The organism is Pseudescherichia sp. L3 (genome assembly GCF_024656065.1).
GTDB lineage: Bacteria > Pseudomonadota > Gammaproteobacteria > Enterobacterales > Enterobacteriaceae > Pseudescherichia.
In genome coordinates this window covers 1957570-1969730 of record NZ_JANKYC010000001.1, presented here as the reverse complement: position 1 = coordinate 1969730, position 12161 = coordinate 1957570, and the positions used below count along the sequence as shown (strand labels likewise).

Genomic DNA, 12161 nt, shown 5'->3' with positions numbered 1-12161 from the left:
AAGGAGAAAGTGCTATGCGTTTGTGTGATCGCGATATTGAAGCCTGGCTGGACGATGGCCGCCTGTCGATTACCCCGCGCCCGCCGGTAGAACGCATTAACGGTGCGACGGTGGACGTGCGTCTGGGCAACAAGTTTCGCACCTTCCGGGGCCACACCGCTGCCTTTATCGATCTGAGTGGTCCCAAGGATGAGGTGAGCGCCGCGCTGGATCGGGTGATGAGCGATGAGATTGTGCTGGCAGAAGGCGATGCCTTCTTCCTGCACCCGGGGGAACTGGCGCTGGCGGTGACCTTTGAGTCCGTGACCCTACCAGCGGACCTGGTGGGCTGGCTGGACGGCCGCTCCTCGCTGGCGCGGCTGGGCCTGATGGTGCACGTTACCGCCCACCGTATCGATCCGGGCTGGTCCGGCTGCATCGTGCTGGAGTTCTACAACTCCGGTAAGCTGCCGCTGGCGCTACGTCCGGGTATGCTTATCGGCGCGCTGAGCTTTGAGCCGCTCTCCGGCCCGGCCGCGCGGCCCTATAACCGTCGCCAGGACGCGAAGTATCGCGACCAGCAGGGCGCGGTGGCTAGCCGAATTGATAAAGACTGAGCGCCTGTTGCGCGATGTAATAGCTGCTCGTTGAGGATGCCATGAGAAGAGTGTTAACCACGCTGATGATTTTACTGGTCGTGCTGGTCGCCGGCCTCTCTGCGTTGGTGCTGCTGGTGAACCCGAACGACTTTCGGGATTACATGGTGCGACACGTTGAGTCGCGCAGCGGTTATCAGCTGAAGCTTGACGAGCCGCTGCGCTGGCACGTCTGGCCCCGGCTGAGCATTCTCTCTGGCCGCATGTCGCTGACGGCGCCTGGCGCACCGCAGCCGCTGGTCACGGCGGACAACATGCGGCTGGACGTAGAGCTGCTGCCGCTGCTCTCCCACCAGCTGCACGTTAAGCAGGTGATGCTGAAGGGCGCGGTTGTTCAGCTTACGCCGCAAACCGAGGCGTCAGAGCCAAAAGACGCGCCGGTTGCGCCGCAGGAGAACGCCCTGCCGCAGGTAGAGAGCGATCGCGGCTGGTCATGGGCTGTCTCCCATCTGCAAATTGCCGACAGCGTGCTGGTTTTCCAGCACAAGGACGACGAGCAGGTAACGGTGCGTAATATCCATCTGAAGATGGACCAGGACGAAAACTATCACGCCAACGTCGACTTCTCGGGGCGGATCAACCGCAACCAGCGCGACCTGACCCTGGCGCTGAAGGCGAGCGTGAACGCCGCTGACTACCCCTATAATTTAACCGCCGTCGTTGAGCAGCTTAACTGGCAGCTCCAGGGCGGCGACGTCCCTGCTCAGGGCATTACCGGGCAGGGTAGCTTCCAGGCCCAGTGGCGCGAAGCGAAAAAGCAGCTCACCTTTAGCCAGCTGAATATGACCGCCAACGACAGCGCGGTGACCGGCAGCGGCAGCGTGACGCTAGGGGACAAACCCGACTGGGTGCTGGATCTGGCGTTTGACACGCTAAACCTGGAGAATTTGCTGGGGGCGGTGACCAACCCGGCCACTAACGCCACCGCAGCGCAGCAGGGGCAGGGCACGATCGCGCCGCCGCGTCCGGTTATCGCCCGGGACATGGACGGCGATGATTACAGCAGCCTGCGCGGCTTTACGGCAAATCTGTCGCTGGCGGCGAAAAAAGTGCGCTGGCGCGGTATGGATTTTACTAACGTGAGCAGCCATATCACCAATAACACCGGCCTGCTGACGCTCTCGACCCTGACCGGAAAATTAGGCGAGGGCATGCTCTCGCTGCCGGGAAGCCTCGACGTTCGGGGCAAAATGCCAAAAAGCGCCTTCCAGCCGCAGCTTGATAACGTTGAGATCGGCACGGTGCTGAAAGCCTTTAACTATCCGCTGTCACTGACCGGTAAGCTGTCGCTGGCGGGGGATTTTAAAGGCGACAGGATAGATGCCGAGGCGTTTCGCCGCAGCTGGCAGGGGAGCGCCCACGTTGAGATGGCCAACACGCGCATGGAGGGGCTGAACTTCCAGCAGCTTATCCAGCAGGCGGTGGCCCGCAGCAGCGATGTGCAGGCTGAGCAGAACTACGATAGCGCGACAAAACTCGATAGCTTCAGCACGGATTTGACCCTCGATCGCGGTCAGATGGCCCTCAACGATATGCAGGGGAAATCAGCGATGCTCAATCTCTCCGGTGAGGGCTCGCTCGACCTGGTGAAACAGCTCTGCGATACGCGCTTCAGCGTGCAGGTCACCGAGGGGTGGAAGGGCGATGGCAAGCTGATCGAGTTCCTGCGCAATACGCCGATCCCGCTGCGCGTCTATGGCAAATGGCAGGCGCTCAGTTACAGCTTGCAAGTAGATCAGGTTCTGCGTAAGCATCTGCAGGATGAAGCGAAACGCCGTCTTAGCGACTGGGCGGATCGCAACAAAGATAGCCAGCGCAGCAAAGATATTAAAAAGCTGATCGACAAGCTTTAATATCAGGCGGGTAATGGTTTGTGGTTTGTAGGCCCGGTAAGCGTAGCGCCACCGGGCATTGACCACTCTGCGCGGCGTTACACCTCGTAGTCCGCGTCTTCTGTCTCCAGCGGCACAATCTGTACCTTCTGTACGCGATGGCTCTCTACCTGAAGCGTTTTCAGCAGATAATCACCCACCTGCACCTCCTCCCCGACTTTAGGAATACGCTGCAGGTACTCCATCAGCAGGCCTGCGATGGTGTGATACTCCCGCTTCTCGTCCAGCGGTAGCGGCACATAGTGCACCAGATCTTCCAGCGGCATATGACCGTTTGCCGTCCAGCTGCCGTCGGCGTTTTTCTGGATATCGTGGCGGGCGTCAATCTCCTCTACCTCGTTCGGCAGGTTGCCAGCGATGGTCTCCATCACGTCGCTAAGGGTCACGATCCCCTCGATGGAGCCGAACTCATCGACCACAAAGGCAAAGTGCGTGCGCGCGTTACGAAACTGCTCCAGAGCCTGCAACAGCGGCAGCCCCTCGGGAAAGACCAGCGGCTGGCGGATCAGCACGTTGATGTTGAGCGGATCGCCGCGCAGCGACTGGTGAAGCAGATCGAGAATGTGCACCACGCCCAGCAGATCCTCATGCTCGTCGCCGCCGGTGACCACCATGCGGGTATGCTGGTTTTTGTCCAGCAGGGCACGGATCTCCTCTTCCGGGGCGCTGAGATCGATATACTCGATGTCATGGCGCGAGGTCATGATGCTGCTGACGCTGCGCTGGTTAAGGTTCAACACCCGCTCGATCATCAGGCGCTCCTGGGTGTTGAAGATCTGGCTATCGTCGTGATCCACCAGCAGAGACGAGGTCTCCACGTCCAGCTCGGCATCCTCTTTCTTATTGCTCAGCAGGCGCATTACCGCATCGGTGGTGCGCTGGCGCAGCGTCTGGTTAGCAGAGAGAAAACGGCGGCGGTTGAAGATCGCCAGCTGGTTAAGGGCCTCAATGATCACCGAGAAGCCAATGGCCGCATACAGATAGCCTTTCGGAATGTGGAACCCGAAGCCGTCGGCAATCAGGCTAAAGCCGATCATCAGCAGGAAGCTGAGGCAGAGGATCACGATAGTAGGGTGGCTGTTCACAAAGCGCGTCAGGGCCTTGCTGGCCAGCAGCATCAGCGCAATGGCAATCACTACCGCCGCCATCATCACGGGCAGATGATCGACCATCCCTACGGCGGTGATCACCGAGTCCAGCGAGAAGACCGCATCCAGCACGACAATCTGCGCCACCACCGGCCAGAATTTCGCCCCGCGCTGTTGGGTCGGGTTGTCGCTGTCTTTACCCTCTAACCGCTCGTTGAGTTCGACCGTGGCCTTAAAGAGCAGGAACAGGCCACCAAACAGCATGATCAGATCTCGCGCGCTAAAGCTGAAGCCGCGCAGTGAGAAAAGGGGGGTGGTGAGCGTTACCAGCCAGGAGATAGAGGCCAGCAGCAGCAGGCGCATCAGCATCGCCAGCACAAGACCGGTGACCCGCGCCCGGTCGCGCTGTGCAGGGGGCAGCTTCTCGGCCAGGATGGCGATAAACACCAGGTTATCAATGCCTAAGACCAGCTCAAGCACGACCAGCGTCAGCAGCCCGGCCCAGATTGATGGATCGGCAATCCATTCCATAATACGTTTTTCATCCTCCAGAAAAAATAACTACCCGACTCAGCGGGAATGGAATTTAGGATATATCGCAGATGTAAATGTGTCTATTTTTTTTGTCAATATGAAGTAATTCCTAAAAGCGCAAAAATAGCGACTTAATCTTATTCTTAAAAACTGGCATCAGACAAAGTGGAGCCTTGCCTGTAATTCCTTTAGCTGCAACAATTCTTCCAGCGTTAACGCGCTACTTTACTAAACTATTTTGCCGATGTCCTGCCCGGCGTTGTCCGCCCGTGGTTAAACGTTATGTCTCTGGATCATAAGGGGTATTAATCACCTTCGCTCATGCTATCAATCGGCTGCATTTGACCAGGCGCTTTTTAGGACTGATGCCAGTTATATTTAACAGTAATTAAATGCATTCTGTTAAATGTGCGGCGAAAGCAGCGCTAATTAAATTGCACAGGATAATTACTCTGCCAAAGTGATAAATAATCAATGATGAAATCCAAAATGAAATTGATGCCATTATTGGTATCTGTGGCCTTGATGAGTGGTTGCACGGTGTTCCCCGGAAGCAATATGACCACAATGGGTAAGGATGTGATTAAACAGCAAGATGCTGACTTCGATCTTGACCGCATGGTAAATGTTTATCCTTTGACTCCCCGACTGGTAGAACAGCTTCGACCCCGTCCCACCGTTGCGCAGCCCAATATGTCGCTGGACCAGGAGATCTCCAGCTACCAGTATCGCGTAGGACCGGGTGACGTCCTCAGCGTCACCGTCTGGGATCACCCGGAGCTCACCACCCCTGCCGGGCAGTACCGCAGCTCCAGCGACGCCGGTAACTGGGTGCAGCCCGACGGCACCATGTTCTACCCCTATATTGGCAAAGTCCACGTAGTGGGCAAAACCCTTGCTGAAATTCGCAGTGATATTACCGGCCGTTTAGCGCAGTACATCGCCGACCCGCAGGTGGACGTTAATATCGCCGCTTTCCGCTCGCAGAAAGCCTATATCTCCGGCCAGGTTAATAAATCGGGCCAGCAGGCCATTACTAACGTGCCGCTCACCGTGCTGGATGCGATTAACGCCGCCGGTGGCCTGACCGATACCGCCGACTGGCGCAACGTGGTGCTTACCCATGATGGCCGCGAGCAGCGCATCTCTCTGCAGGCGCTGATGCAGAACGGCGACCTCAGCCAGAACCGACTGCTCTATCCAGGGGACATTCTGTTTGTACCGCGCAATGACGATCTGAAAGTGTTCGTGATGGGCGAAGTGAAAAAACAGAGCACCCTCAAGATGGACTTCAGCGGTATGACCCTGACCGAAGCGCTGGGCCAGGCCGAAGGTCTGGATCTCACAGCCTCCGATGCCAGCGGTATCTTTGTGATCCGTCCGCTGAAAGGCGAGGGCGGTCGCAGCGGCAAGATGGCCAATATCTACCAGCTCGATATGTCCGATGCTACCTCGCTGGTGATGGCGACGGAGTTCCGGCTTCAGCCTTACGACGTGGTTTACGTCACCACCGCGCCGGTTACCCGTTGGAACCGTCTTATCAACCAGTTGCTGCCGACGATCAGTGGCGTTCGCTACATGACCGACACCGCCAGCGACGTTCACAACTGGTAACGCTCATGTTTAACAAAATTTTAGTGGTATGCGTGGGCAATATCTGCCGCTCTCCAACGGGTGAGCGGCTGCTGAAACACTATCAGCCTGCTCTGACGGTGGAGTCTGCCGGGCTCGGGGCGCTGGTAGGAAAAGGTGCGGACGCCACCGCGACCAGCGTGGCGCAGGATAACCAGCTGTCGCTGGCCGGACACAGCGCGCGCCAGCTCACCGGGCAGATGTGCCGGGAGTATGACCTGATCCTGGTGATGGAGAAGCGCCATATCGCCGCGCTGTGCGAAATCGCACCGGAGATGCGCGGCAAGGTGATGCTGTTCGGTCACTGGGACGGCGAGCGTGAGATCCCCGATCCCTACCGCAAAAGCCGGGAGGCCTTTGAGGCCGTCTACACCTTACTCGATCGCTCGGCCCGCCAGTGGGCGCAGGCGTTGCACGTTCAGCAGGGATAACCATGACAGAAAAATTACACCATGCTGCTGCCCCACAGACGGGCAGTGATGAGATCGATATTGGCCGCCTTGTGGGAACTGTTATCGAGGCGCGCTGGTGGGTGCTGGGCATTACGGCCCTGTTCGCGCTGGCGGCGACGATCTATACCCTGTTTGCCACCCCGATCTACAGCGCTGATGCGCTGGTGCAGATTGAGCAGGATACCGGCGGCTCACTGGTGCAGAACCTCAACAGCGCGCTCTCTAACAAGCCTCCCGCCTCGGATGCCGAGATCCAGCTGATTAAGTCGCGGATGGTGCTGGGCAAGACGGTTGACGATCTCGATCTGGATATCGGCGTGACCAAAAACACCTTTCCCATTTTTGGCGCAGGCTGGGATCGCCTTCAGGGCCGCCAGAACGAAACCGTTAAGGTCACTACCTTTACGCTGCCCAAGGGCGCAGGCGGAGAGGTCTTTACCCTCAGCGTGCTGGGGCCGAAGCAGTATCAGCTAACCAGCGACGCCGGGTTTAGCGCCCGCGGTGAGGTAGGCAAACTGCTGCAAAAGGAGGGCGTCACCTTTGAAGTCAGCGCTATCCAGGCAGCGGAGGGCAGCGAATTCACGGTATCTAAATTCTCCACGCTGGGCGTTATCAATAATCTGCAAAACAACCTGTCAGTGACGGAGAACGGTAAAGATACCGGAGTACTCAGCCTGAGCTACACCGGTGAGGATCGCAACCAGATCCGCGCCATTCTCAACAGCATTACTCGTAACTATCTGGCGCAAAACATTGAGCGTAAGTCGGAAGAGGCGGCTAAAAGCCTGGCCTTCCTTGCGAAACAGCTCCCGGAAGTGCGGGCGAATCTCGATGCGGCGGAGAACAAGCTCAATGCCTTCCGTCAGGACAAGGATTCGGTAGACCTGCCGCTGGAGGCCAAGGCGGTGCTGGACTCCATGGTCAACATCGATGCCCAGCTCAACGAGCTGACGTTCAAAGAGGCCGAGATCTCCAAGCTCTATACCAAAGCGCACCCGGCCTACCGCACGCTGCTGGAGAAACGCCGCGCGTTAGAAGATGAGAAGGATCGCCTCAGCGGTCGCGTCTCCGCGATGCCAAAAACCCAGCAGGAAATTGTGCGCCTGACCCGTGACGTTGAGTCCGGTCAGCAGGTCTATATGCAGCTGCTGAATAAGCAGCAGGAGCTGAAGATCACCGAGGCGAGTACGGTAGGGGATGTTCGCATTGTCGATCCGGCTATCGATCAGCCTGGCGTGCTGAAGCCGAAAAAGGCGCTGATTATCCTTGGCAGCATTATCCTTGGCCTGATGCTCTCTATTGTTGGCGTGCTGCTGCGCTCGCTGTTCAATCGCGGTATCGAAAGCCCGCAGGTGCTGGAGGAGAACGGCATCAGCGTCTACGCCAGCATTCCGCTCTCCGAGTGGCAAAAAGCGCGTGACAGCGTCAACACCCATAAAGGTACCAAGCGCTTCAAACAGAGCCAGCTGCTGGCCGTGGGCAACCCCACCGACCTTGCCATCGAAGCGATCCGCAGCCTGCGTACCAGCCTGCACTTCGCCATGATGCAGGCCAGCAATAACGTGCTGATGATGACCGGGGTCAGCCCGTCAATCGGTAAAACCTTTGTCTGTGCCAACCTGGCGGCGGTGATCAGCCAGACCAACAAGCGCGTGCTGATGATCGACTGTGACATGCGCAAGGGCTACACCCACGAGCTGCTCGGCACCGATAACGTCAACGGTCTGTCGGACATTCTGGCCGGGAAGGGGGATTTCTCTACCTGCGTTAAGCCGACCGCCATTACCCATTTCGATCTGGTGCCGCGTGGCCAGGTGCCGCCTAACCCTTCCGAGCTGCTGATGAGCGAACGCTTTGCTCAGCTGATCGCATGGGCCAGCAGCCACTATGACCTGGTGCTGATCGATACTCCGCCAATTCTCGCCGTGACCGATGCGGCGGTGGTCGGACGGCATGCAGGCACCACCCTGATGGTGGCGCGCTATGCCGTTAACACCCTGAAAGAGGTGGAGACCAGCCTGAGCCGCTTTGCGCAGAACGGCATTCAGGTGAAAGGCGTGATCCTTAACTCTATCTTCCGGCGGGCGACGGGATATCAGGATTACGGCTACTACGAGTACGAATACAAATCGGACGCCAAATAAGCATCTTAGGCAACCTCGGGGACAAGAAATGACAACCGCTAATTACCCAACGATCTCGATTTATATGCCGACATGGAATCGTCAGCAGCTGGCGATCCGCGCTATCAAATCGGTTTTACGCCAGGACTATCCGCACTGGGAGATGATCGTCGTCGACGACTGCTCATCGAATTTTGAACAGCTTGAGCAGTATGTTGCTGACCTGAACGATCCGCGCGTGACCTACGTCCGTAACGCGTTCAACTCCGGTGCCTGTGCGGTACGTAACCAGGCGATTTTACAGGCGCGTGGCCACTACATCACCGGTATCGACGATGACGACGAGTGGACGCCGGACCGCCTGTCGGTTTTCCTTGCGCACAAGCACCAGCTGGTGACCCATGCTTTCCTCTACGCCAACGACTACGTTTGCGAAGGGGAGGTCTACGCCCAGCCGGCCAGCCTGCCGCTCTACCCGAAGTCGCCCTATTCGCGCACGCTGTTCTACAAGCGCAACATTATTGGCAACCAGGTCTTTACCCTGGCCTCGCGCTTCAAGGCCTGCCTGTTTGACGTCGATCTGAAGGCGGCTCAGGACTACGACATCTTCCTGCGCATGGTGGTCGAGTATGGCGAGCCGTGGAAGGTCGACGAGGCCACGCAGATCCTGCATATCAACCACGGCGAGATGCAGATCACCACCTCGCCGAAGAAGTTCTCCGGCTACTTCCACTTCTATCGCAAGCATAAAGATAAGTTCGATCGTGCCAGCAAGAAGTACCAGCTCTTTACGCTCTATCAGATCCGCAACAAGCGGATGACCCTGCGCACGCTGCTGACCCTGTTCTCCCTGCGCAACGGCAAGCGCCTGGCTTATGGGTTACGGAGTAAATAATGCGCCTGGAAGATTTTCGCGCAAACCACTGGAGCCTGCGCCCCTGCTGCATGGTCATGGCCTACCGTATCGCGCATTTTTGCTCGGTGTGGCGCAAAAAAAACGTCATTAACAACATCTGGGCCGCGCCGGTGCTGCTGCTCTACCGCTTTATCACCGAGTGCCTGTTTGGCTATGAGATCCAGGCCGCAGCCACCATTGGACGGCGCTTTACCATTCATCACGGCTATGCCGTGGTGATCAATAAAAACGTTGTGGCCGGGGATGACTTCACCATTCGTCACGGCGTCACCATTGGCAACCGAGGCGGTGACAGTCTGGCCTGCCCGGTGATTGGTAACGGCGTGGAGCTGGGAGCAAACGTGGTCATCATTGGTGATATCACCATTGGCAACGGCGTCACCATCGGGGCAGGTAGCGTGGTGCTGGACAGCATCCCGGACAACGCGCTGGTGACAGGAGAGAAAGCCCGGGTGAAGGTGAGACAATGAATATCTTACAGTTTAACGTGCGCCTCGCCGAAGGGGGCGCAGCAGGCGTGGCCCTTGACCTGCATCAGCGCGCTTTACAGCAGGGTATGCGTTCGCGCTTTGTCTACGGCTACGGCAAAGGCGGCAGGAAGAGCGTCAGCCATGACAGCTATCCAGAGGTGATCCAGCACACGCCGCGCCTGACCTCGATTGCTAACCTGGCGCTGTTCCGTCTCTTTAACCGCGATCTGTTTGGCGATCTCAACAGCCTCTATCTCGATGTGATCCGCACTGAGGGGCCGGTAGTGCTGCACTTTCACGTGATGCACAGCTACTGGCTGAAGCTGGAGGCGGTGGTGGCATTTTGTCAGCGGGTAACCGCCAGCCGTCGTGATGTGACCCTGGTCTGGACGCTGCACGATCACTGGAGCGTGACCGGCCGCTGTGCATTTACCGACGGCTGCGAAGGGTGGAAAAACCACTGTCAGGCCTGTCCAACGCTGGATAACTATCCGCCGGTGAAAATCGATCGTGCCCATAGCCTGGTGGCAGGCAAACGTCGCCTGTTTAACGAGATGATCGCCCTCGGGTGTCACTTTATCTCTCCCAGCCAGCACGTGGCCGACGCGTTCAACAGCATCTACGGCGCGGATCGCTGCAAGATTGTTAACAACGGTATCGATGTCGCCACCGAGGCGATCCTCGCCGAGCTGCCGTTGGTAGAGCCCAGCCAGGGCGCACCTAAAATAGCCGTTGTCGCCCACGACCTGCGCTATGACGGTAAAACTAATCAGGCGCTGGTACAAAAAATGATGGCCCTTGGCAGCGGCATTGAGCTGCACACCTTCGGCAAGTTCTCTCCCTTTGCTGGCGAGAACGTCATCAACCACGGTTTTTTAACCAACAAGCGCCAGCTGATGAGCGAGCTTAACCAGATGGATGCCCTGGTGTTTAGCTCCCGGGTCGATAACTATCCGTTGATCCTGTGCGAGGCGCTGTCGATTGGCGTGCCGGTAATTGCGACCCACAGCGACGCGGCGCACGAGGTGCTGCGCAAATCCGGCGGCACCACCTTTAGCGAGAGTGAGGTGCTGGATCTGGTCCAGCGGCCAAAAGCGGAGATTGCCGAGGCGGTGTTTGGCACCTCGCTGGCGGCGTTTAGGGCGCGCAGCCGTCAGGCCTATAGCGGAGAGCAGATGCTGGAGGAGTATGTCGCGTTCTATCAGAGTCTGTAGCTATCTGCTGCTGCCGCTGACCTATCTGCTGGTCAACGTTAAAATCGCTCAGCTGGGGGAGAGCTTCCCCATTACTATCGTCACCTTTTTACCGGTGCTGCTGCTGCTCTTCGTCGATAAGATCAGCGTTAAGAAGCTGCTGATCGCGCTGGGGATAGGTGCCGGTCTGACCGTCTTTAACTACCTGTTCGGACGGTCGTTTAACGCCAGCAAGTACGCGACCTCTACGCTGCTGTTTATCAACATCGTCATTATTATCGGGATGGTGTGGAGCATTCGCTTTAAGGTCGTCTCGCCCCACAACTACCGCAAGATCCTGCGCTTCTTCTACATGGTAGTGGGGCTGATCGTGACCCTGGCGGCGATGGAGATGGCGCAGATTATTCTCTCCGGCGGCAGCAGCCTGATGGAAACCATATCGAAATATTTGATCTACTCCAACAGCTACGTTTTGAATTTTATCAAGTTCGGCGGAAAGCGAACCACGGCGCTCTATTTTGAACCGGCCTTCTTCGCTCTGGCATTAATCTCAATTTGGCTCAGCATCAAACAGTTTGGTATCAAGACCCCTAAAACTGATGGTATGATTCTGGCAGGGATAGTTCTCTCAGGATCTTTCTCTGGCGTAATGACCTTTATTCTCTTTTATTTGCTGGAGTGGGCGTTTCAGTATCTGAATAAAGAGGCGATTAAGAAAAAACTGCCGTTGGCAATAATATCGTTAGCCGTTTTTATGGTCGGTATCGTGTTTGCATTTCCGTATATTTCCGAACGACTCGGCGATCTCGGTACGGAAGGCTCCTCTTCCTATTATCGAATCATCGGTCCGCTGGCGATGGTCGGCAGCGCATTAACCAATATCGATGGCGCGGTACGTTTTGGATCGCTTTATGAATATGTTGCATCATTCGGAATCTTTAACGGTGCGGACGTCGGAAAAACAATAGACAATGGCCTGTATCTGTTGATTATTTATTTTTCCTGGTGCGCTGTAGTGCTGACCCTTTGGTACATGAGTAAAGTCTTAAAAATGATGGTCAACGCATTTGGTAATAATCAGAATTATCGTGTTCAGCTTTATCTATTTATGCCGGTGTCACTCTTTTTTACCGGTTCGATTTTTAGCCCGGAATACGCATTTTTGATCGTTTGCCCGTTTATTTTGCGCAAGGCGCTTAATATTACTCAATCCTGATGAGGTGAAA

General features: G+C 56.7%; 10 protein-coding genes. 9 read left to right on the top strand and 1 reads right to left on the bottom strand.

Annotation, left to right across the window (positions count from 1 at the left end; translation table 11 throughout):
- Positions 1-14: 14 nt before the first annotated feature.
- Positions 15-596, top strand: a complete 582-nt coding sequence (gene dcd, locus NR795_RS09650) for a dCTP deaminase (protein ID WP_042389830.1) — start codon at positions 15-17, stop codon at positions 594-596.
- A gap of 41 nt (positions 597-637) precedes the next feature.
- Entirely contained in the window at positions 638-2488 is a 1851-nt protein-coding gene (gene asmA / locus NR795_RS09645) for an outer membrane assembly protein AsmA (protein WP_257758039.1), read from the top strand.
- 77 nt (positions 2489-2565) lie between these two features.
- Here the strand turns inward: asmA and NR795_RS09640 are convergent, their stop codons facing one another.
- Entirely contained in the window at positions 2566-4146 is a 1581-nt protein-coding gene (locus NR795_RS09640) for a TerC family protein (RefSeq protein ID WP_144817237.1), read from the bottom strand.
- A gap of 477 nt (positions 4147-4623) precedes the next feature.
- On the opposite strand from NR795_RS09640, the gene NR795_RS09635 reads away from it, so the two are divergent.
- Genes NR795_RS09635 through wcaD form a run of 7 tightly spaced genes read left to right on the top strand, consistent with a single transcriptional unit; the run spans position 4624 to position 12151 of the window.
- The gene (locus tag NR795_RS09635) at positions 4624-5763 is read left to right on the top strand and encodes a polysaccharide export protein (protein WP_222888285.1); all 1140 of its coding nucleotides are present in this window, start codon (positions 4624-4626) and stop codon (positions 5761-5763) included.
- Between the two features lie 5 nt (positions 5764-5768).
- The gene (wzb, locus tag NR795_RS09630; RefSeq protein WP_144817239.1) at positions 5769-6212 is read left to right on the top strand and encodes a low molecular weight protein-tyrosine-phosphatase Wzb; all 444 of its coding nucleotides are present in this window, start codon (positions 5769-5771) and stop codon (positions 6210-6212) included.
- Between the two features lie 2 nt (positions 6213-6214).
- Positions 6215-8377 carry a tyrosine-protein kinase Wzc gene (gene wzc / locus NR795_RS09625; protein WP_144817240.1) on the top strand — a complete coding sequence of 721 codons (2163 nt, stop codon included), beginning with the start codon at positions 6215-6217 and terminating at the stop codon, positions 8375-8377.
- Between the two features lie 28 nt (positions 8378-8405).
- On the top strand, positions 8406-9251 hold the full coding sequence (gene wcaA, locus NR795_RS09620; protein ID WP_144817241.1) for a colanic acid biosynthesis glycosyltransferase WcaA: 846 nt from the start codon (positions 8406-8408) through the stop codon (positions 9249-9251).
- Complete coding sequence (gene wcaB, locus NR795_RS09615) at positions 9251-9742, top strand: colanic acid biosynthesis acetyltransferase WcaB (RefSeq protein WP_144817242.1); 492 nt, start codon at positions 9251-9253, stop codon at positions 9740-9742. The genes wcaA and wcaB overlap by 1 nt, the downstream gene beginning before the upstream one ends.
- Positions 9739-10956: a colanic acid biosynthesis glycosyltransferase WcaC gene (gene wcaC, locus NR795_RS09610; protein WP_257758037.1), complete on the top strand. Its 1218-nt coding sequence runs from the start codon at positions 9739-9741 to the stop codon at positions 10954-10956. The genes wcaB and wcaC overlap by 4 nt, the downstream gene beginning before the upstream one ends.
- Entirely contained in the window at positions 10931-12151 is a 1221-nt protein-coding gene (gene wcaD / locus NR795_RS09605; RefSeq protein ID WP_144817244.1) for a colanic acid polymerase WcaD, read from the top strand. Before wcaC ends, wcaD begins: the two co-directional genes overlap by 26 nt.
- Positions 12152-12161: the final 10 nt, after the last annotated feature.